Genomic DNA, 22,651 nt, shown 5'->3' on the forward strand with positions numbered 1-22,651 from the left:
CCAATACAAATTATAAAAGGAGTGTAGGTTATGTATTTGATGCATCGTATCAGTCATGAAAATAACGCTTCGGTAAAGTTGCTTAAAGAAGAGAATTTGCTTCCTATCGGTTGGTCTATGTTGAAAGGCGAGAAAGCCGAGAGGGTCTTAAGAAATGCAAAAGAAATGGAACAACATGAATTTAGAGACGATTTTGTAGAGTTGGGCAATGAAATCAACAATGATTGGTTGACTGCAAGGAGAAGCAATTACCTGTACAGGTTTTTGAAGTTGGATAAAGGAGATAGGGTGCTGATTCCGAAATCTGGTGAACTGGATCTTTGTGAAGTGACCGGGTCCCCTTACGCCTACGATAATCCGGAAGATATAGATATAGGATTTGTAGTCCCGGTTAGAATGATCAGTACGGGAATAAGCAGGCATCGATATGTCCCAGCTGATTTAGCGTCCAAGTTGAAATATAGAGGAACTAACCTATATCTTAATGATAGGGATATAGATACAATAGAGAAGATGATTATAAAACATGGAAATAAAGTCCCGGTCTATGACTTCACTCCTACAAGAGATAGCATCGTAAAGAAAATTCATGACTATCTCACTCAATTAAATGATCAGCATTTTGAAGAGTTAATTAAAGCCTACATGGTATCCATTGGTGCAGATGTTACTGTCATACCACCTAAAAATTCGAACTCCCAAAAGAACAGTAGCATCGCAGATGTAGATGTAAAGGCAGCTTTCACTACTTTAGATATAGTTATATATGTACAGGCCAAGAGGCATACTGGCAAGTCTGATGACACGGGAATCAGACAACTGCTTGCCTATAAATATGAAGAAGACGATAGATTCGAACATCTGGAACCTTTCAAATGGTTCATCACTACAGGTGAATTCGATAAAAATACAGCGGACATTCCACAGGATGAGCAAGGGGAAAGAATAAGGGTGATTCAAGACACAGAATTTGCCTCCATGTTGGTTGATTCGGGATTTGTGTTCAAAGATGATATATTCAATAAAGGTTGAATAAAACAATGTTGCCAATTGGATTTTAGGAACAAAAATAAAAGCTTTGGAATCATCTTTTTGATGAATCCAAAGTTTTTTCTTATTATCCCTTTAAATATAAAAGAGTTTAAAGTGAATTCAACCAACATGTTCTTTTCGGAGGGGCATCTATAGTATAATGGAAGCAACTTCCAATAGATAAGAATGGGTGAATGGCATATGGGATATCAAAGTGAAGCGGCTCTCGAGCGCGATGTCATGAATCAGCTCGAAGCAATTGGATATGAGCGGGCACTTATACACACTGAAGATCAGTTGAAGGAGAACTTTAGGAACCTGTTGAATGAGCGGCACACGAAGCTGAAGGAGGAACCGCTCTCCGACAAGGAGTTCAGCCGCCTGATGACGCAGATCAACAATAAGAGTGTGTTCGATAGTGCAAAAATCCTCAGGGACAAGTTTGTCCTGAAGCGGGACGACGAGACAGAAGTCTATCTTGAACTTTTTGATCAGAAGAATTTTTCCAATAACATATTTCAGGTTACCAACCAGGTGAGTGTGAATGATGAATTTAGTGGACGTTATGATGTGACGATTCTCCTCAACGGCCTGCCAGTGGTGCAGATTGAGCTGAAACGTCGGGACGTTTCCATACATGAAGCCTTCGATCAGGTCGGTAGATACCAGGATCATAACTTGAGAGGATTGTTCCGGTATGTACAGATGTTCATTGTAAGCAATTATAATGACACTCGGTATTTTGCGAATAGTGACAAGGCCTTTCTTAGAGGACTGATGTTCTACTGGACGGATGAAGAGAACAACCTCATCGTAAATCTCGATGATTTCATGCAATCTTTCCTGATAACAGGACACTTGGCCAAAATGATTTCCAGATACATGATCATCAATGAATCAGAGAGAAAGTTGATGGTCATGCGGCCATATCAGATATATGCAACGGAAGCATTGATTGAAAGGGCACTTACTACAGATGGAAATGGCTATGTCTGGCATACAACGGGAAGCGGAAAGACGCTTACATCGTTCAAGGCAAGTCAGCTTCTGTCCTATGAACCTGAAATAAGTAAGGTCATATTCCTCGTCGACCGTAAGGATCTGGACGCCCAGACACAGGAGGAATTCAATAAATTTGAACATGAATCGGTGGATGAGACCAACAGCACGAAACAGTTGATCAGCCAACTTGAAGACAAGAGCAGGCCAATGATCATCACAACAATACAGAAGATGTCTAATGCGATAAGCAAACATCAGCATGTCATGGAGCAGTATCGAAAGGACAAGGTGATATTCGTCATTGATGAATGCCATCGTTCCCAGTTCGGGGACATGCATATGAAAATAAAAAAGCATTTTGAGCGGGCACAGTATTTCGGGTTCACCGGTACGCCAAGATTTGAAGAAAATCGAAGTCAGGATGGCCGGAGTACAGCAGATATATTCGACAAATGTCTGCACAGCTACCTTGTCAAAGATGCCATACGAGACGGAAATGTGCTTGGCTTCTCCATAGAATACATCAATACGTTCAAAGACAGGATAAGAGAGCAGAGTGGAGAATATGTGGCGGGCATCAATACGGACGAAGTATGGTTGGCAGATGAACGGATTGAGAAAGTAGCCCGACATATTCATGGGATACACAATAATAAGACCCATAATCGAGCATATGTTGCACTCATGGCGACGCAAAGCATAGAAATGGCGATGAAGTACTATAGAATGTTCAAAGCAATCAATGCGGAGCCCGGTGTGCGCCCACTGAAAGTAGCGACCATATTCACTTATCAGCCCAACCAGGATCGGAAGGATGGGGATGTGAAGGTACACGCGAAGAATGAGTTGCAAAGTGTCATAGAGGACTACAATGAAATATATGGACAGAACTTCTCGCTGGACACATACAATGCCTATTTCCAGGATGTCTCCAGCCGGATGAAAGGGAATAAGGCTAAAGAAAAAATAGATATCCTAATCGTCGTCGATATGTTCCTGACGGGATTCGACAGCAGAATGCTGAATACACTTTATGTCGACAAACATCTGAAGCATCACAATCTGATTCAGGCATATTCGAGGACGAACCGTGTGGATAAAGGTAAGAAGGTGTTCGGCAATATCGTTGTATACCGCAACCTGAAGAAGGAAACGGATGAAGCCTTGAGAATATTCTCCGATACTGAAAATACAGATGTTGTATTGAGTAAATCCTATGAAGAGTATCGGAAGCGTTTCGCCGGATACCTAGAAAAGCTGCAACAGATTTCCTCCACACCAGCATCAGCGAAACGACTGGAGGATGAAGAGGATATCAAAGAATTCATTCTGACATTCAGGGGACTCGCCCGCACCCTTGCAAGACTCAAGACATTTGAAGCTTTCGAATTCACTGAAGAAACCGTTGGGATGGATGAGCAGGAGTACAAGGATTATGAGGGCATCTATAAAGGGGTCTATTATGAGCACATCAAGCGGGAACGTGAAGGGCAGAAGGTCTCCATTTTGGATGAAATCGACTTTGACATAGAAGTCGTACGAAACGACCGCGTCAATGTGAACTATATCCGGCGGCTGATTGAAAATATTGAGCTCAAGGACAAGAAGCAGCAGGCTGAGGAGAAAAGACAGATCAAACTGCTGCTGGAACAGACGGATGATCAGCAGCTCAGGAATAAAGCAGAACTCATCCGGGAGTTTCTGGACAAGGTGGTCCCCCACCTTGAGAAAAACGATAAGGTTCGGGAAATCTACTTGAATTTCGAAGAGGAAAGAAAGCTTGAAGAAATCAATCGATTCTCTGAAGAGATGAACTATCCGAAAAGCAAGCTGCAGAAGCTGATCAGTGAATATGAGTTCAGCGGACATCTATATAATGATGATATAGAAGCGGGGATTTCTGCACCTTTCCTCGAACGGATAGAAAAGTTGGATAAAGTACGCAGTTTCATCGAAAGTCTATCTGATAAATACGGCTTTGTTGAATAGGGGAGTATAATTGATTTATAGCGTAGTCAAGTAACAGGAGGAAACATATAAATGATGACAGTAACAGAAAAACAGCGCCAGCAGCAGGCAGAGCTGCACAAAAAACTCTGGAGCATTGCGAACGATCTCAGGGGAAATATGGATGCAAGCGAGTTCAGAAACTATATACTTGGTCTCATCTTCTATCGATTCCTGTCAGAAAAGACAGAAGAGAAAGTGGAGGAAATGCTCGGAGACGAGATGACTTTTGAAGATGCTTGGGAAAATGAACAATATAGGGAAGCGTTGAAAAAGCAGCTCACGACACGCATCGGCTACGTCGTCGAGCCGCGCTATCTCTTCAGCACGATGATCAGGGAGATAGAAGCGGGAGACTTCGACATCGAGAAGTTGTCAGAAGCCATCTCGGCAGTCGAAGCATCGACGCTTGGAGAGCAGAGTGAAGACGACTTCACCCATCTCTTCGATGATATGGACCTTACATCCTCACGCCTTGGCAATAGCGTATCCGCCAGAACGAAACTCATCTCCAAAGTCATGTTGAACTTGAACACATTGCCTTTCGTGCATAGTGAAATGGAAATCGACATGCTCGGTGATGCGTATGAGTACATGATTGGGCAGTTCGCCGCCACAGCCGGCAAGAAGGCAGGGGAGTTCTATACACCACAACAGGTGTCCAAAATTCTTGCTGAAATCGTGACGACCGGAAAGACAGACCTCAAGAACGTCTATGACCCGACATGCGGTTCCGGATCCCTCCTGCTCCGTGTCGGCAGGAATGCCAATGTCAGACACTACTATGGCCAGGAATACAACAGCACGACATACAACCTCGCCCGAATGAACATGCTTCTGCATGATGTGAACTATAAGGCATTCTCCATCGAGAATGGCGATACACTCGAAGAGCCGGCATTCGGTGACATGAAGTTCGAAGCCGTCGTCGCCAATCCACCATACAGTGCCAAGTGGAGTGGAGATGCTTCATTCCTTGATGACGATCGGTTCAGCGACTACGGCAAGCTCGCACCGAAATCAAAGGCCGACTTCGCCTTCATCCAGCACATGGTGCACTACCTTGATGACCACGGCACGATGGCCGTCGTCCTGCCGCACGGTGTCCTCTTCAGGGGCGCAGCAGAAGGTACAATCCGCAAGTATCTCATTGAAAATAAAAACTATCTCGATGCCGTCATCGGATTGCCGGCTAACATATTCTACGGCACCAGCATCCCGACATGCATCCTTGTTTTCAAGAAGAGCCGGCAGGCGGATGACGATATCCTGTTCATCGATGCCTCAAGTTCGTTTGAGAAGGGCAAGAACCAAAACCATCTGCGGGACGAAGATGTCAATAAGATTCTCGAAACATACCGTGGTAGAGAGACAATAGATAAGTACAGCTATGTCGCGACACTCGAGGAAATTGAAGAGAATGATTATAACCTGAACATCCCAAGATATGTTGATACGTTCGAGGAAGAAGAACCCGTCGATCTCGAGCAAGTCCAGAAAGATATTAAGGAAATTGATGCAGAAATCGAGACACTTGAGAAAGAAATAAATGGATATTTAAAAGAACTGGGTGTGTTGTATGATAAGTAAACAGAATGTGCCTGAATTGAGATTTCCTGAGTTTAGTGGGGAGTGGAATACGAGAAAACTCAATGAAGTATCTTATAAAGTGAGAGAAAAAAATAAGGATACGAGGGTTACTGAGACTTTTACTAATTCTGCTCAATTTGGTGTTGTCAGCCAAAGAGATTATTTCGATAAAGACATATCAAATTTAAAAAGTTTAAGTAATTATTATATCGTAAATCCAGATGATTTCGTTTATAATCCTCGAATTTCAAATCACGCGCCCGTAGGTCCAGTAAAGAGAAACAAATTAAACAGAGTAGGAGTGATGTCGCCTTTATATTATGTTTTTAGGGCTAATAATATCAATAAGGCTTTTTTGGAACATTACTTCCAAACTACAAAATGGCATAAGTTTATGTATTTTAACGGTGATAAAGGAGCACGTTCTGATAGGTTCTCAATTAAAGACTCTGTTTTTCAGACTATGCCAATACCTTACCCAGAAATAGAGGAACAACAAAAAATAGGTGACTTTTTCAGCAAACTTGATCGATTAATTGAACTGCAAGAGAAGAAGCTTGAGTTATTGGAAGAACAGAAGAAGGGGTATATGCAAAAGATTTTTTCTCAAGAATTAAGGTTCAAAGATGAGGATGGTAATGATTATCCAGAATGGGAAGAAAAACAGTTAGGAGAAGTGTGTAAGATCGAGACTGGTAAATTAGATGCGAATGCGATGGTAGAAGGAGGAGAATATAATTTTTACACTTGTGCAAAAGAAGTGTATAAAACAAATATATATAGCTTTAATACAGAGGCCTTACTCATATCTGGAAATGGTGCTAATGTGGGATATATACATTATTACAATGGGAAATTTAACGCCTATCAAAGGACATATGTATTAAGTGGTTTTCAAGAAAAAAATACAGTATGTAAGATTCTTTCTATCACATAACTTAATGAAAAGACTGTATTCAGAGAAACGAATAAGCAACACTCCTTATATTACATTATCAACATTGAGTGAAATGACTATAAGTGTTCCTTCGAGAGAAGAGCAAATTAAAATTCTGAATTTATTTAAGAGTTTTGATAAAATTATTCAATTAGAGGCGTCTAATCTATCTAAGTTATATGATATGAGGCAAGGGCTTTTAAATAACCTATTCGTTTGATTATTATTATAAAAGTTGAAATTATTCGGCTTTCTTAGTTTGCGAAAAATTTTAAATTAGTACTGCAAAAATGTATCATATCTTGCAGTACTAAACCTCTACATATTTTCTTTTAAACTCTTGATAGTTTATTATTGAAAAATATTTTTTTTATGTTACTTGTTAAGTTAAGCGCTGAATTTTGGTAAATATAAGTATGGTGTGATTTGATTATGAGGTGTTTTTACACTAATCAAGGGAAATGTGATATATTTTTTGTTCACTTGTCCAAAAAGCTGGGAGATAGACATTTTTAAATAAACATTTACTCTTCTTATGATATTCGTTGATTAACTTTTCAAATTCATCAATTTCTTCTTTATCGCTTATAAAACTTTGTAGATATAAATTCAATTCTTCAAATTGCTTATACTTCTTTGCTTTTTCTTCTTTATCCTTTACTGCCTGTAACATCATCTCTGGAAGGGGTCCGACCCATTGGGCAGGAGGAACAACTAATTTTATATTATCTTTTTCATCTAATTCAAATTGATACTTAGAATAACTAGTTAAGTATATTTCTTGTTTTGGTCTTAAATCCTGAATTTCATCCCGTGTAGTAACGTGATGAGCTTTACCATTCTTATCGTATACGGGCTTAGAATTAATAATTTCTTGTAAAGCTACATCATTGTCAGTAACCTCCAGTAAACCTTCTAACTCTTTCTTCTTAATCTTATAGCAGTTAGTCATTTTAAGAAATTGGAGAAATGGTGCACCAAATAATTTATCTAAAAATAAATTCTCTTTAAAATCTACGACAACAACTTCGACTCCTACATTAGTAATATCATTTTGTATATCTGGCATTTCAGATTTGTAGGCATCTTTATACTTCTTGCTATCATACTCTTTAAGGAGTTTTAAGGCTTTGATTTCTACATCTTCTTTCTGAAAACTTATCATGGCTTCTATCTCCTATATAAATTTAATTAAAATATCAAAACATTTTTAATAATCGCCGATTGTAAAATTAAGCTAGACACATAAAACGGTCACACATGATACACTCAAAATGGTTTTCCGACAAAAGAAATCATAGGAGTGATCATGCATGACCGACACCCATATTACCACGGATGAATTAGTATTCATAGAAGCCTATTTCCGACACGGAACTACCGTGGCTCAGATTGCGAAACGGCTCGGACGTGCCCGGCAGACTATCCACAATGTCATCAAGCATTTCAAGGCCGGGCACACCGCCATCGACTACTATCAGCGCTATAAAGAAAATAAGAAGCGATGTGGTAGAAAACAAAGTGTCTTGCCGACCAGTCAACAGAAGTACATCGAAGAGAAGGTCGCTCAGGGCTGGACACCGGATGTGATCGTCGGCCGGCAGGAGATGCCAATTGACTGCTCGGGTCGCACGCTGTATCGGATGTTCAAACGGGAAACCTTTGATGCGGCCAAGCTGCCAATGCAGGGCAAGCGAAAACCGAATGGCCGTCAGGAACGCCGGGGCAGACAAGCCTTCAGGCGTAATATCTCTGAAAGAGTGGATGACTATCCCACTTTCAATGAAGCGTTCGGCCACCTCGAAGGCGACACCCTTGTCGGTGTCCGTCACAAGAGTGCGGTCATCACGCTGGTTGAGCGTCTGTCAAAAGCCATCATCACATTAAAACCCAAAGGCAGAACCGCACTGGATATTGAGTCTGCCATTAATACATGGTGTCAACAGATGCCTAGAAACCTATTCAAATCCATCACCTTCGATTGTGGCAAGGCGTTCTCCAACTGGCAGTCGATGAGCAATCGAAATGATCTATCCATCTACTTTGCCGATCCGGGCACACCATCACAGCGGGGATTAAACGAACATTCCAACGGCTTGCTCAGAAGGGATGGCCTGCCTAAAGATATGGATTTCAACACGGTCGACCAAGCTTTTATCTCATCGGTTGCCGCCAGAAGAAACCATATCCCAAGAAAATCATTGAACTATCGTACACCATTGGAAGTCTTTTTGGGTTACATGGGTGAGAAAGAACTGTCTAGCTTATTTTGACAAACGAAAATATGATTTCCAAAGGGCAATCGCGTTTATACGTAAAGAATAAAATGCAATATCTTGCCAAAATATGATTTGAATAGAGAAGGATATTTAAATTCGTATACTTCTCCGCCTAAGTGTGAGAGTCCATGTATAGGTTAGTGAGGTTTTTATGTGAGGAACTTTCCATAGAACATACACGATCAACTATAAATCGTGTGTTTTAGTAATGTCTTCTGACTATGCTCGCTAAAACGGGACTAATCAGCTGTATTAAATTCAACCAACATATTCTTTTCGGAGGGGTGTTTATAGTATAATGGAAGCAACTACCAATTGATCGCGATGGGTGAATGGTATATCAGTTACTAAAGTGAAGCGACTCTCGAGCACGATATAATGAATCAGTCCGAAGCAATTGAATATGAACTGACGCTTACTACAGATGAGAATAGTTATATATGGTAGACGATGGTAGAAGGAAAGACTTTTACGTCGTTCAAGCCCTCAAATAAACTAAGTTTTACTTCATCTTGATTTATTGAGTAGCTTACAATGTACAAACATATTTTGTTCTTCACTATAAATATTATGTATTTTAAGATTATAATTTAAGTGAGATGAAAATTAATTATGGATAAAGATACTTACAATATAGGTAAAATATTGAAAAAGTTAAAACTTGAAGATAGAGACGATGATAAGCCTCATTTAGAGAGTAATATAAGAAACTTTTTCAATAATGCCAATATAGACGCAGATACTAAGAATATTGTTAAGAATTTGATGTACCAATTCACTTATTTTTCTAAGAGAGAAATTAAGGAACAATTTATACCCTATATAGGAATCACTGTGTCTAACATAAGTACTGATGTAAAAATAATTTTTTCAAATATCACAGATAAACAGGCTAAGTACAATAGCTCATCTCATATATTGAGTTTATTTCTTGACGAATTTAATTTGCCGAATCAAAATGTGCTTAATCTTCATCATATATTATTCACTACGGAATATGAAGAAAATCCATTGCTTGAAAAATACAAAAAAATACTAGAAGGTAAGAATAGTATAGTTTTTATAGACGACTTTGTAGGCTCAGGTAACACATTGAAAAATTTTATTGAGGAGCTTAAAAGAAATTTTAATCTACATGGCAAAAATCTCATCTTCATAATTTTAACATTACGCAAAGAAATTGAAGAGGAAATAAAAAAGACTTATATAGATGAAGAGTTTCATATCGAATTTTATGTTTATAATTATACTTGTAACTTAATTGAGAATCTCTACTTAGATTCTAATTTTTATAATCAAGTAAAAAGACTAGAGAGAGATAAGATAAAAGTAAGTAAGAATTATATCTTAGGATATGATAGATCAATGCTTCTCGTTGGCTCTTATAGAAATACACCTAATAACACTCTAGCATCCTTATGGTGGGAAAATAGAGGATATAAGGGGCCATTTGAGAGGAAACGAGAAATAAATCCAATACAGGATATTAGGAAGAAGATGTCATATGGAAGAAAAAAATAAAATTGAATATAAGAAAGATATTGTATTGTTATATTTCAAAGAAATGGGAGGGATAGGTGAAAAATACGAAATTAGAAGTATATTAGGATTTGAAAAAGAGCAAATAAACAAATTTTTAGAAATAATGATTGAAGAAAATTTACTAGATGAAAGTTATAACCTTACTAACAAGTCTAAAATGTATTTAAACGAAAAGTATAATGATAAGATAGATTTTATACAGAAAGAAAGTTATAATGAAACTATTATTCCTAATGATTCACCGTTAGGAATTAGTGAAATCTATATTCCGGATAACTTCCATGCTTAGAAAAGAAGACGAGTCGTCTTCGTTTAATTTAATGGTTCTAAACCATTATAGCAAGTCATCTGAAAACCAAGATGACTTGCTACAATAAATTTAGCAATTTATTGTGTCAAGAGTAATTACTCTTGACGTAAAACAAATACAGTTTTTGGTAAGTATGGGGGTTCTGGATATGGATATTATTGAACTAGAAAAAAATTTGAGGAAACACGACCATAAGGAAGAGATATTAGAGTATGTTAAAAACTTAAATAAAAAAGAAGTCCCTGTGATTTTTGACAATATTCATTTAGCAAGATTAATAAATATAAATGAAGATCAATTTTTCAGTGTGCTTTTTTCACCAAAAAACCATATGACAACTTTTTCTATTCCAAAGAAGAGGAATGGAAAGAGAGAAATAAGCAAACCATCCCCAGTGTTAATGCATTGTCAAAGATGGATACTTGATAATATATTATATAAGTTAAAAGCTCATCATAAAGCAAAAGGATTCAAAAAAAATATTTCAATAGTGGATAATGCTAAAGAACATATAAATAAAGAGTATGTTTTGAATATTGACATTAAAGATTTTTTTAAAAATATAAATAATAAAAAGGTATTTATTCTTTTTAAATCTATAGGATATAGCGAGAAAGTATCCCTAACATTAAGTAATCTATGTACATTTAATAATTATTTACCGCAAGGAGCTCCTACAAGCCCCCATATCTCTAACCTTATTTTAATAAAATTGGATAATCGTATTGAAGCATATGCACAAAAAAATAATCTTACATATACCAGATATGCTGATGATATAACACTCTCGGGTTCGAAAGAAGTTTATAAATCTATAAAGGTAATTTCTGAAATACTGAATGATGAAGGCTTTGAAATTAAAAAAGAAAAAACTAGAGTTCAACCTTATTATTCAAGACAAGAAGTAACAGGGTTAGTTGTAAATGATAAAGTTTCTGTACCAAAAGAGTATATAAAACAATTAAGGCAAGAACTATATTATATTAGAACGAGAGGGATGGAAAATCATTTAACTTTTAATGACAAGTTTTTTGTCTCTAATTATAGAGAATATATATTGGGTAAAATAAATTTTTTAAAAATGGTAGATTCAAAAAAAGGAAATTTTTATTTAAATGAATTTTTGGAAATATGGGACAAGAGATAATGTGGGTTTTATAAGTTGCTCAAAACATATATGTTATAGCTTTTTAGAGAGTACCGTTAATTGTTGCTTTAGTAATAACTCAATAAAAAATTATGAATAATTCTATTAGCAACTATGAATTTTTCTTACTTTCAATTGACAGCGTTAAAGAAGGATTTCAATCCAACTAGTTCCACTTTATGCTATTAGAATGAATTTCTCCAGTAATCGAATAACGATCCACCTTGACCAAACACTGGGTCAAACTCAGGTTTTGGAACCTTCTTTATATTCTCCAACTTTTCAGGCCGCTCTTCAGGTTCTCCATAGCACATGTCAAAACTGAGGCCACCGGGGTAGGCACCGTAGTTCGCATAATCGTCACTTGCTTCTAACTTTTTATGGCCATAGCCGGCTGGGAGGATGATGACATCGCCTTTCTCCGCTTCTACCACCTCACCCTGCTCACTGCCAAGCTGCAGTGTGGCATGTCCTTCCTTGACCGCAAGCACTTCGTGGGTGTTGCTGTGGTAGTGGTGGAAAGGGTGGACGGAGCCGAGCCACTCCCCGGACCAGTCATTGGAATTCAGGATGGCGGGAATATCGTCTCCATCTTCAAACACGTTCTTATAGATCAGCAGGGGGAAGTCGGGGTGGTTGGGTATCTTGCTGTCGTCTTCGACCTTGATTGTAATGACTTCAATCTCTTCAGTGCGTTTCATCTTCATCCCTCCATATATTCATTATTATACTTTTACCGCTTCTGACTGAAACTAACCATTACATCATAAGTCCATAAAAAAGGAGCAGATTGCTCTGCTCCAATAGATTCAACATATGGGAGTCTCCACAGTGGTGGAGGCTCCTCTTATTTTTCAGTCCATCTCATAATACGCGCTGAACGGGTCGAGCTCCTCGATGGTCGTGATGTCATGGGGGAGCAGGGGCACGCGGATGAGGTTCTGATTCGTGAAGGTATCTTCAATCTCCTTCAGATACCGCTGCTCATGCTCCTGCCGCTGGGCGAGGAAGGTGCCGTCGGCTTCATCAGGCAGCACCTTATTGATTATGAGCGTCTTCACATGCAGGTGATACTTGTCGAGGAGACCCACAGCCTTCTTGGTTTCAAGAATCGGCAGTCTTTCGGGATTCAGGACGAATATAAACCCCGTCTTGCCGGACTCGAGCATGATCTCCCGTGCCCGTGAGAAGCGGTTCTGCCGGGTGAGCAGAACATCATAGATCGGGTCCTCAACCGGTTCCCCGTTATTCAGCAGCTGAGTGTAGTTCTCGTTCGTCTTCTGCCGCTTCTTCAGCAGCCCCTCGACCCACACGCCCATCAGCTCCGGCAGTGTGAGCAGCCTTATCGTATGACCGGTGGGGGCGGTGTCGAATACGAGGTGGTCGTATTCACCTTCCTCCTCGAGGATGATGGAGACGAGCTTGTCGAACAGCGCCGATTCATCCGCACCGGGTGAGGCCTGGGCGGTATCGAGCTGGCGGTTGACCTCCTCGATCATGCTGGACTGGACGGTGCCCTTGATGTTCTCCTTTACAGAGTCAATGTACTTCTTCGTCTCATGCTCCGGGTCGATCTCAAGCGCATGGAGGTTCTCTGCAATTTCCACCGTCTCCCCGCCGATGTCACGCGAGAAGATGTGCCCGAGATTATGGGCCGGATCGGTCGAGACGAGCAGCGTCTTCTTCCCTGATTTTGCGAGTTGCCATGCAATGGCGGCAGCGGACGTAGACTTGCCCCCCCGCCCTTGCCGCCGATGAACAGGATCTTCTTTGTATGAATGCTCATGGATATGCTCCTTTAGTATAGTCAGCAGCAGCGGATGCCGGTCAGCGGCGACTTGTCCATCCCCATGCGGAGATGCCAGTCGTGGAAGTCCTCGATGATGTGCGGATACAGTTCCAGCGTGTAGTAGTAGACCGGATTCGGTATGCCGATCATCTCGGAGTAGAGGAGCAGCAGGAAGAGGTCATCCTGGTCCCTCAGCTCCCTGGCGACCTCCGTACGGTGCGGCATTTCGAGCACTTCCTCGTAGTACCGGATCAACTTCTTGATATTGTCGAGCATGGGTTATCCCTCCTTACTCGTCATTGCGGTGCTTCGCGAGTTCATCATCGAACTTGCCGGTAAGTGCCTGGATGGACGTAATGACGATCCAGATGGCGAAGAAAATACACCAAATAAAACCCCAAATCTACTGCCATAGATTGGAGGTTCTGTGTTTCATGTACAGCCTCCTATTTATTACTTGTATTATAACATCATTATCTTTGGAAATACGGTGTGGATAGAAGGAGGTGGGCTCCGCCAGTAGTGACAGAGGGACTCATCGGTATTTCATCAATAATTCCTTCGGGATATGGCAATAGTCATCGGGGCATCTCTCCAGTCGATCCTGGTGCTCGTCTGCACTTCTTACATAGTGTGTAAGGGGAAGGACTTCGACGGCGATTTTCGCGTGATCCTCCCTCTGCTGTATGAAGGCTTCCGCTTCTTCCAGATGCATCGGGTCTTCGCTATATAATCCAGTTCGGTATTTTCTGCCGACATCTTCCCCCTGGCGGTCGATACTATATGGATTGATGATTTCAAACAGATGGCCCATCAATCGATCGATGGATGTGACGGTCGGATTGAATTCGGTCTTTACACACTCGGCATAGCCGTCATACACGCCTTCGAGCGTGTCACTGGTGCCGTTTGCCCTACCAGCTTCTGTAGATATGACACCAGGCAGGGTCTTGATGAAGGCCTGGACGCCCCATAGGCATCCGCCGGCCAAGTATACGGTCTCCATATAAGCTGCTCCTTTCAGTCACTTGAATACTTTTCTCGGAAACTCCAGGATGAGTGGGCTGCCGAGTTGAAATAGACGCTCAACGCCCTCTCACCACTCTGATTGCGCCGCAGATAATGTCGATGCTCCCTGAGGTGGGAGATGTGCTCCAGCTTATACCGCTCGACCCCTGGTTGTAGCCATGCACCATCTTCTCGAGCTGGTCGAGGGTGATGATGGGTTTGAAGTCCGCAATGCACTGGTCATATATGGACTTCGGCTTTCCCCTAGGAAAGCCTCCTCGAAATTTTCAGGGTCGATTTTGCGGTTGTAACGATTATTACTCACATGCCCATCCATTTTGTCATTGGTTTCACGTTTCCATATTATCATTGTCGGGAAGAGGAGGGTAATAATAGCTATTGTTTACAAAAAGTAATATGCGATGATTATACTTTTTTTAATTTATTGGGAGGGGTGTAATTATGAGTCCGGAACATATTGGATTTGCGTTGCTTTGTCTGGGGATTTTCCTCCTGATCGGAAAATGGATCCGGATGCGCGTGGAATTGATGCAGAATCTTTTCCTCCCGGCGTCCGTCATCGGAGGATTCGTGGCATTGTTTTTAGGTCCGGGAGTACTCGGACGGATTGCTGGGAACTTTGTCGGGGAAGACTCGTTCTGGACAACAGGAATATTGACGGAAGAAATTATGGAAGTCTGGTCGTCACTCCCGGGTCTCATGATCAACGTCGTGTTTGCGACGCTGTTCATCGGTACGGTTTTACCGAATGTGAAGCGGATATGGAATGTGGGTGGACCACAATTGGCCTTCGGCTGGTCTCTTGGCTGGGGGCAGTACGTCATTGGTCTACTGCTGACAGTTCTGGTGCTGGTGCCGTTTTATGACATCCCGCCGTTTATCGGTGCGCTTGTTGAAATCGGTTTTGAGGGCGGCCACGGTACGGCAGCCGGTTTACAGGAAACGTTTGCAGAGCTTGGGTTCCCTGAGGCCTATGATCTCGCTGTCGGCATGGCCACCGTCGGTATCCTGAGCGGGGTGATCTTCGGTATCATCCTGATCAACTGGGGGGTCCGCCGGAACAAGACGAAAATCATCAGCGATGTAAAAGGAATGTCAGCTACGAAGAAAGCGGGCATCGTCGAAGAGGAAGACCGTGGTTCCGGTCCTGAAAAGACGGTACGCGCCGAATCCATTGAAACACTTACTTTCCATTTTGCCATAGTGGGCCTTGCCATCTTTATCGGCTATCTTCTGCTAGAAGGTCTCAAATGGCTGGAAGCTGTCTCATTCGGCTCGGACTTCATGACATACGTCCCACTGTTCCCATTGGCGATGTTTGGGGGACTGGCGGTCCAATTCTTCGTGGACAAATACGATACAGCCCGCCTCGTAGACAGGCAAATGATTACGACTATACAAGGATTTGCCCTTGATATCCTCATCACCAGTGCGATTGCGACTGTTTCCTTGGCGGTACTGGGTGAATATCTGGTGCCGTTCCTACTCTTGGCATTAGCCGGCATCGTATGGAACGTCTTCGGATTCTTTGTATTCGGTCCAAGGATGATTCCGGACTACTGGCTGGAGCGTGCCATCGGGGACTTCGGCCAGTCGACCGGGGTGACAGCCACCGGTCTGATGCTGATCCGTGTGGCCGACCCCGAGACGGAATCGCCTGCACTTGAAGGTTTCGGCTACAAGCAGCTGGTCTTCGAACCGTTTCTTGGCGGCGGGCTCGTCACTGCATTATCCGCACCGCTCATCTTCCAGTTCGGCCCGATACCGTTCCTGATATTCGCCTCGGTCATGCTGCTGATTGGGTTGCTTATGGGTCTGCTTTATTTCGGGAAGAAAAGGGCGGAATAATCGCTCCAGGATTTCGGAATAATCATTGCTTATGAACAAATATTAGATGAAACCATTTCACAATAAAACCGCTGATCTATTTAGATCAGCGGTTTTATTGTGCAATTTATGGGCCGTGTTGAAGCTTATTTCTTTCTTGGTGCGGGGAACCAAAATCTTGAGCTTCAGATCTGTATCGTCTGCAGTTCCGTCGGGAAAGTGGTGAGGACTTCCGCTTCTCCCGATTCGTTGATGTACACTTCTTCCTCTATGCGGACACCGCCGTAGCCTGGGATGTAGATGCCGGGCTCGATGGTGAACAGCATGCCGGGTTTGGCGACATCTTCGTTCAAGTGATGGATGGACGGCGCTTCATGGACTTCGATGCCGAGGCCGTGTCCAACGCGGTTATTGAAGTATTCGCCGTAGCCGTGGGACTCGATGACGCTGCGCGCTGCGATGTCGAATTCCTTGAGTGGTACGCCAGCTTTGACGGCGTCAACACCGGCTTGAGTAGCGGCCTTGACGATATTATAGATATCTGTCTGCTTGTCGGTCGCTTCGCCGATGATGAAGGTGCGTGTGATGTCAGAGCAGTAGCGGTCATGAGTGATGACACCAAAATCGATGAGCAGGAAATCACCGTTTTCAAGCGTTCTGTCGCCCGGGGTACCGTGCGGCAGTGCAGCTTTCTCGCCGGCCAGGACCATAGTAGAGAATGATGGGCCAGCAGCGCCATGGACTTTCATCAAGTATTCGAATTGGGCGACGAGCTGGGCTTCGGTCATGCCTGCTTTAATGGTTTTGAGGCCTTCTGCGAGCACGGTTTCAATGATGCGCACGGCTTCTTTCATGCCGTCCACATCTTCACGGCTCTTGAATGTCCGCTGCAGGTTCAAAGCTTCCTGGATATCGGTGAAGCGTGCTTCAGGGAAGACACCTTTCAGTCCATTGTGGTGGGCGACAGTGACGACATTCGTCTCGATTCCCATTGTCTTCACGTCACTTTTGATGGTGTCTTTTATGATGGCGAATGGATCTTCTTCATCGGAAATCGGGATGATGTGATCTGCATCCGCAATTTCTGCTGCATCCTTATCGAGTGCCGGAAGGAAAAGGTGCGTTTCCTTACTTTCTACATCGATGAAGAGCGACATGTAGCGCTCATGGGGATCGGCAAAGAAGCCGGTCATATAATAGATGTTTGACGGATCAGTGATGAGTGCGGCGTCAACCGCCTGCTCTTTAAGATTGGAAATCAGTGCATTTTTTCTGGATGTGTAATCAATGGTCATAGTAGTAGTCCTCCAAAATTTTGATTCTTTCCAGTATATCGAAAAGCAGGCAATGCGTCTAACCGGAAAATTATGGCACGGAAATTTCTTTATACTCTATAACAAGGAAAAGGAGGGAATGAATTGAACTTCAAAAGAATGATCAATACCATCGACATGCATGTGGCAGGAGAGCCGCTTCGGATCATCATGAGCGGGTTGCCAACCATTAAAGGAGAGACACAGCTGGAACGCCGTGCCTACTGCATCGAGCACCTGGACGGTATCCGAAATTTTTTGATGAATGAACCAAGGGGGCATGAAGGGATGTACGGCTGCATCATTACACCGCCGGCTGAGGAGGGGTCTGACTTCGGCGTGCTATTCATGCATAACGAAGGATGGAGCACGATGTGCGGGCACGGCATCATTGCGGTCGTCACTGTGATGATCGAGACGGGCGCCTGCGGGGACAATTCCGATAAGAGAAGGTTTGTGATAGACAGCCCGGCAGGAAAAGTCATTGCCCAGGCGCAATATGACGCAGATGGCGAACTTTTGGTTACGTTTGAAAACGTCCCTTCATTCGTCTATCTGGAAGATATCACTCTGGATATTGAGGGGAAGCAGCTGAACGCCGATGTGGTTTTTGGAGGCGCATTTTATGTGTTTCTTAACAACAGTCTTCTAAATTTAACACAAAGGCGTGAGAATCTGACGGAATTTAAAAACTGGGGTGCCGCGATCAAAGCGGAAGTCGAGAAAAAATATACCATCCAGCATCCACTCGAGGAAGACTTGAACGGCATCTACGGCGTCATCTTTTCGGAAGAATTGAAAGAACCTGGAACGTGGCAGAACGTCACGATTTTTGCAGACAAGCAAATTGACCGTTCCCCGTGCGGCACGGGTACGAGTGCGAAAGCAGCCCAACTCTTTAATGATTCAACCATCGGGGGAGGGGACGCGTTCATGAACCGGAGCATTACCGGAGGAATTTTCAAAGGAGAAGTGACCGCTGAAACGAAAGTTGGTGAATACGAGGCAGTCATCGCAAAGGTCTCCGGAAAAGCGAATACAAGCGGCTTCCACACTTTTGTATTGGAAGCGTCTGACGAGATGCCTGAAGGATTTCTGCTGCAGTAGCCTAGAGGCAAAAATTTTTAATATTATAGTTCAGAATATTTAAAAAATGGAGGGTTATAAATGAAAAAATCAAGATTATTTATGATGATTCTGCTCGTTATGATGGCCGCATTGCTGACAGCATGTTACGGGGGAGGCGGAGAAGAGTCGGCAAAAGACTCAGGTGGGGACGGAGGAGAATCTGAAGGCACTGCTGATGGTCCCAGTGGCGGAACACTGCATATGGCTACTCCTGGGGAACTGCCGACGGTCCAGACGAATGGCAACTTGGATGGCTTGTCCCAGACAATCATGCTGAACATTTATGAAGGCTTGTTCAGATTGGATCAGGACAGTGAACTGACTGAAGGCATGGCTGAAGATTATGAGATGAAGGAAAATGAAGATGGTGGCGTAACCTATACGTTTAATATCAGGGAAGACGCAGTGTGGTCCAATGGTGAACCCGTTACGGCACATGATTTTACATACGCATGGAAGCGGGCATTGAATCCGGAAACATTTTCTCCACATGCATACTTGATGGCACCCATAGTCAATGCCAATGAAATCCAGGATCCTGACGATGAGTTGTATGGCAAAGTAGATGAACTCGGTGTGGAAGCGACTGACGATAAAACACTAGTGGTTGAACTCAATAATAACGTCCCGTACTTTTTGGAAGTGCTGACCAATCCAGTCATGTTTCCACAAAATGAAGACTTCATCGCTGAGCAGGGGGATGACTATGGATTGGAACCTGAAAATGTCATCTCCAATGGTCCTTTTTATCTTGATGACTGGAATCATGACCAGGGCTGGGTATTGAGCAAAAATGAAGAGTATTGGGATAGTGATGCGGTTGAACTCGATGCCGTCGACTATAAAGTCGCCAAAGATGCTTCAACTGAAGTGAATCTATATGAAACAGGTGATATTGATGTTGTAAATCTCACTTCTGAATTTGTAGATATGTATGCGGACAGTGAAGAATATACGACAAACATAAATACAGAAGTGTATTTCGTCAGATTCAATTTCCAGAATGAAGATTTGAATAATGGCAATATCAGAAAGGCATTGGATATGTCCTACGATAAGGCAGAAGCGGCAGATTCGATATTGAAGAATGGTTCGATACCTGCATACTTCCTGGTTCCTGAAAACTTCGTTGAAAATAGTGAAGGGGAAGATTTCAGGGAGAAATATGGTGATTTCAATATGACTGATGTTGAAGAGGCCCAAAAAATCTGGGAAAAAGGCCTGGAGGAATTGGGGAAAGATTCGGTCACTCTGGAGTTATTGAGTTATGACGATGACCAAAGAAAATCCATGGCTGAATATATGAAGAACCAATGGGAGAAGAACCTTCCAGGATTAACGGTGAACATAAACCAGCAGCCGAACAAACAGAAGCTTGACTTGGAAAGCCAACAAGATTACGATATGTCATTTTCGGGCTGGAGAAACGATCTGAGCGATCCTGTCGAGTTTTTGAATATCCATTTATCTGATGGGCCTTACAATTGGCAGGACTTTGAGAATGAAGAGTACGACAGCCTTGTCAAAAAGGCACAGACGGATTTTTCCGATCTGGATCAGAGGTTTGCTGACCTGCAGGAAGCAGAACGCATTCTAATCGATCAGGAAACGGCGATTTCCCCAATCTACCAGTCAGCAAACGCCAGGCTCATAAAACCGGAAGTCAATAATTTCACCGCGCACCCGGATAATACATTCTCATTCAAGTGGGTGACCATGGAAAAATAACATTGAATGAAACGATTCTGTGAAGATATCCAGGAGGTGTCCAAGTGGCAAAATATATACTAAGCAGATTAGGGTATATGATTTTCACATTTTTATTGATCGCATCATTGACTTTCTTCCTGATGCAGACATTGCCGGGATCCCCGTTTAATGATGAAAGACTGAGTGAAGCCCAGGAAAGAATATTGAATCAGAGATACGGCTTGGATGAGCCTGTGGCGGTACAGTATTTTAAGTACCTTGGAAATATAATGGTCGGCGAATTGGGCGTCTCATTTCAGTTCGACGGTCGTTCAGTAGCCACCATCATTGGAGAAAGGATAGGAGTATCAGCAATACTCGGGGCCCAGGCGATGGGCCTTGGGCTTGTTGTTGGAGGGCTCCTTGGCATCATTGCTGCGATAAGGCAGAACACACTGGTCGATTACTCGGCGATGATTGCAGCTGTTTTGGGACTATCGATCCCCAACTTTGTCTTTGCCGGCCTTCTCCAGTATTGGATAGGCGTGAGACTCCAATGGCTGCCGGTGGCGTTTTGGGACGGATTTGAATACTCCATCCTGCCGACAATTTCCCTGGCCGCGTTTGTAATGGCGACCATCGCCAGGTATATGCGCTCGGAAATGCTCGAGGTGCTTGGGCAGGATTATATTACGACCGCTCATGCAAAAGGTGTGGATAGATGGAAGGTGATCAGGAAACATGGAATCCGGAATGCAATGATACCAATCATCACCATCATCGGTCCTTTAACTGTGTCACTTATGACAGGTACGCTTGTGGTGGAACGTATTTTCAGCATCCCAGGTCTCGGAGAACAATTTGTAAATTCAATACTGACCAATGATTATCCAGTAATTATGGGAGTTACACTATTTTTCAGTCTCCTGTTCATAGTCGTCATCTTCATCGTCGATATCCTCTACGGCATTATAGATCCGAGAATCCGACTTTCTGGAGGTGGCAAAAATTAGCATACCTGAGCATAAATTGACGGATGATCTGTTTGAAGTGGAAAATCAGCTGCATAGCGGCAAAGAAGTCATTTCGACAAAGCCAATAAGTTATTGGGGAGATTCATGGCGTCGTCTCAAACAGAATAAAGGGGCGATAGTGGGACTGGTGCTAATCATACTCATCATCCTCCTCGCCATTTTGGGCCCTTATATGAATGATCACGAATTTGATGAACAGAATCTCCAAATAAGCAACATGCCACCTAAAGTTCCAGTTTTAGAGCATGTGCCATTCTTGAATTTGAATGGAACGGATATCAACGGTGTTGATATATACGAAGCGGAGAATGTAGAGGGCTATTATTGGTTCGGGACGGATAACCTCGGGCGGGATGTCTGGACGCGGATATGGGAAGGCACCCGTATCTCCTTGTACATCGCGTTTTTGGCTGCGCTTCTGGATTTGCTTATCGGTGTCACCTATGGCAGTATTTCTGCTTACTATGGCGGCAGGGTAGACAATGTTATGCAGCGCATTATAGAAGTCCTTATAGGAGTTCCGAACCTCATTGTAATCATTCTGCTCATACTCATCCTCCAGCCTGGAATCATGTCGATTACACTGGCGATGGTCATAACAGGATGGGTGAATATGGCAAGGATCATAAGAGGACAAGTCCTGAAACTGAAGGGTCAGGAATTCGTCTTGGCTTCGAGAACACTAGGGGCGGGAGACACGAGATTGATCTGGCGTCACCTCATCCCAAATTCAATGGGGCCGATTATAATAACGACGATGTTCACTATTCCAACCGCAATATTTACAGAAGCATTCTTGAGTTTTATTGGTTTAGGGCTGCAGCCTCCGATAGCTTCCTTAGGGACGATAGTGAACGATGGGTTTGAACTGATTCAGATTTACCCCCATATGCTCATGTTCTCGTCTATCATAATCAGTCTGATCATGATCAGCTTCAATCTATTGGGAGATGGTTTGAGAGACGCGTTTGATCCTAAAATGAGAAAGTAGGAGTG

Annotated in this window: 17 protein-coding genes and 3 pseudogenes; 14 read left to right on the forward strand and 6 right to left on the reverse strand. The window is 42.7% G+C overall.

What is annotated here, in order from left to right; translation table 11 throughout:
* The first annotated feature begins 30 nt into the window (after positions 1 to 30).
* The 5 genes and pseudogenes from ACZ5LF_RS03060 to ACZ5LF_RS03080 all read left to right on the forward strand — a co-directional run.
* Positions 31 to 1,032, forward strand: coding sequence for a restriction endonuclease (locus tag ACZ5LF_RS03060; RefSeq protein ID WP_380569762.1), 1,002 nt, complete (start codon positions 31 to 33; stop codon positions 1,030 to 1,032).
* A gap of 201 nt (positions 1,033 to 1,233) precedes the next feature.
* Positions 1,234 to 4,023 (forward strand): type I restriction endonuclease subunit R, encoded by a 2,790-nt coding sequence (locus tag ACZ5LF_RS03065; RefSeq protein WP_380569763.1) that lies wholly within the window; start codon positions 1,234 to 1,236, stop codon positions 4,021 to 4,023.
* 54 nt (positions 4,024 to 4,077) lie between these two features.
* The gene (locus ACZ5LF_RS03070) at positions 4,078 to 5,631 is read left to right on the forward strand and encodes a type I restriction-modification system subunit M (RefSeq protein ID WP_380569827.1); all 1,554 of its coding nucleotides are present in this window, start codon (positions 4,078 to 4,080) and stop codon (positions 5,629 to 5,631) included.
* A pseudogene (locus ACZ5LF_RS03075) lies at positions 5,621 to 6,290 on the forward strand (restriction endonuclease subunit S); the annotation flags it as partial. The gene ACZ5LF_RS03070 and the pseudogene ACZ5LF_RS03075, both read left to right, overlap by 11 nt.
* Before the next feature lie 50 nt (positions 6,291 to 6,340).
* A pseudogene (locus ACZ5LF_RS03080) lies at positions 6,341 to 6,788 on the forward strand (restriction endonuclease subunit S); the annotation flags it as partial.
* Positions 6,789 to 7,016: 228 nt separating this feature from the next.
* Here the strand turns inward: ACZ5LF_RS03080 and ACZ5LF_RS03085 are convergent.
* Complete coding sequence (locus ACZ5LF_RS03085; RefSeq protein ID WP_380569764.1) at positions 7,017 to 7,733, reverse strand: hypothetical protein; 717 nt, start codon at positions 7,731 to 7,733, stop codon at positions 7,017 to 7,019.
* Positions 7,734 to 7,881: 148 nt separating this feature from the next.
* Between ACZ5LF_RS03085 and ACZ5LF_RS03090 the strand changes: the two genes are divergently transcribed.
* From ACZ5LF_RS03090 to ACZ5LF_RS03105, 4 genes are all read left to right on the forward strand, one after another.
* On the forward strand, positions 7,882 to 8,841 hold the full coding sequence (locus tag ACZ5LF_RS03090; protein ID WP_380569765.1) for an IS30 family transposase: 960 nt from the start codon (positions 7,882 to 7,884) through the stop codon (positions 8,839 to 8,841).
* A gap of 618 nt (positions 8,842 to 9,459) precedes the next feature.
* Positions 9,460 to 10,368 carry a phosphoribosyltransferase-like protein gene (locus ACZ5LF_RS03095; protein WP_380569766.1) on the forward strand — a complete coding sequence of 303 codons (909 nt, stop codon included), beginning with the start codon at positions 9,460 to 9,462 and terminating at the stop codon, positions 10,366 to 10,368.
* A complete protein-coding gene (locus tag ACZ5LF_RS03100; RefSeq protein ID WP_380569767.1) occupies positions 10,352 to 10,678 on the forward strand; it encodes a hypothetical protein in 327 nt (108 codons plus the stop codon). Before ACZ5LF_RS03095 ends, ACZ5LF_RS03100 begins: the two co-directional genes overlap by 17 nt.
* Before the next feature lie 169 nt (positions 10,679 to 10,847).
* The gene (locus ACZ5LF_RS03105; RefSeq protein WP_380569768.1) at positions 10,848 to 11,846 is read left to right on the forward strand and encodes a retron St85 family RNA-directed DNA polymerase; all 999 of its coding nucleotides are present in this window, start codon (positions 10,848 to 10,850) and stop codon (positions 11,844 to 11,846) included.
* A gap of 185 nt (positions 11,847 to 12,031) precedes the next feature.
* Here ACZ5LF_RS03105 and ACZ5LF_RS03110 read toward each other — a convergent pair whose 3' ends face one another.
* The 4 genes and pseudogenes from ACZ5LF_RS03110 to ACZ5LF_RS03125 form a co-directional block, all read right to left on the reverse strand.
* Complete coding sequence (locus ACZ5LF_RS03110) at positions 12,032 to 12,547, reverse strand: cupin domain-containing protein (protein WP_380569769.1); 516 nt, start codon at positions 12,545 to 12,547, stop codon at positions 12,032 to 12,034.
* 153 nt (positions 12,548 to 12,700) lie between these two features.
* Positions 12,701 to 13,632: pseudogene (locus ACZ5LF_RS03115) on the reverse strand (ArsA family ATPase).
* Positions 13,633 to 13,653: 21 nt separating this feature from the next.
* Positions 13,654 to 13,911 (reverse strand): cory-CC-star protein, encoded by a 258-nt coding sequence (locus tag ACZ5LF_RS03120; RefSeq protein ID WP_040105886.1) that lies wholly within the window; start codon positions 13,909 to 13,911, stop codon positions 13,654 to 13,656.
* A gap of 259 nt (positions 13,912 to 14,170) precedes the next feature.
* Positions 14,171 to 14,641 carry a peptide-methionine (S)-S-oxide reductase gene (locus ACZ5LF_RS03125; RefSeq protein ID WP_380569770.1) on the reverse strand — a complete coding sequence of 157 codons (471 nt, stop codon included), beginning with the start codon at positions 14,639 to 14,641 and terminating at the stop codon, positions 14,171 to 14,173.
* A gap of 464 nt (positions 14,642 to 15,105) precedes the next feature.
* On the opposite strand from ACZ5LF_RS03125, the gene ACZ5LF_RS03130 reads away from it, so the two are divergent.
* Positions 15,106 to 16,512, forward strand: coding sequence for a sodium/glutamate symporter (locus tag ACZ5LF_RS03130; protein ID WP_380569771.1), 1,407 nt, complete (start codon positions 15,106 to 15,108; stop codon positions 16,510 to 16,512).
* A 164-nt stretch (positions 16,513 to 16,676) separates the two neighbouring features.
* Here ACZ5LF_RS03130 and ACZ5LF_RS03135 read toward each other — a convergent pair whose 3' ends face one another.
* The gene (locus ACZ5LF_RS03135; protein ID WP_380569772.1) at positions 16,677 to 17,786 is read right to left on the reverse strand and encodes a M24 family metallopeptidase; all 1,110 of its coding nucleotides are present in this window, start codon (positions 17,784 to 17,786) and stop codon (positions 16,677 to 16,679) included.
* Positions 17,787 to 17,909: 123 nt separating this feature from the next.
* Here ACZ5LF_RS03135 and ACZ5LF_RS03140 point away from each other — a divergent pair, with 123 nt between their 5' ends.
* The 4 genes from ACZ5LF_RS03140 to opp3C are packed head-to-tail and all read left to right on the forward strand — an operon-like array spanning position 17,910 to position 22,646.
* Positions 17,910 to 18,911, forward strand: coding sequence for a proline racemase family protein (locus tag ACZ5LF_RS03140; RefSeq protein ID WP_380569773.1), 1,002 nt, complete (start codon positions 17,910 to 17,912; stop codon positions 18,909 to 18,911).
* Between the two features lie 60 nt (positions 18,912 to 18,971).
* Positions 18,972 to 20,660 (forward strand): peptide ABC transporter substrate-binding protein, encoded by a 1,689-nt coding sequence (locus tag ACZ5LF_RS03145; RefSeq protein ID WP_380569774.1) that lies wholly within the window; start codon positions 18,972 to 18,974, stop codon positions 20,658 to 20,660.
* A gap of 44 nt (positions 20,661 to 20,704) precedes the next feature.
* Positions 20,705 to 21,634, forward strand: coding sequence for an oligopeptide ABC transporter permease (gene opp3b / locus ACZ5LF_RS03150; RefSeq protein WP_380569775.1), 930 nt, complete (start codon positions 20,705 to 20,707; stop codon positions 21,632 to 21,634).
* 1 nt (position 21,635) lies between these two features.
* Positions 21,636 to 22,646: an oligopeptide ABC transporter permease gene (opp3C, locus tag ACZ5LF_RS03155; RefSeq protein WP_380569828.1), complete on the forward strand. Its 1,011-nt coding sequence runs from the start codon at positions 21,636 to 21,638 to the stop codon at positions 22,644 to 22,646.
* Positions 22,647 to 22,651: the final 5 nt, after the last annotated feature.

This window comes from Salinicoccus siamensis, from assembly GCF_055391965.1.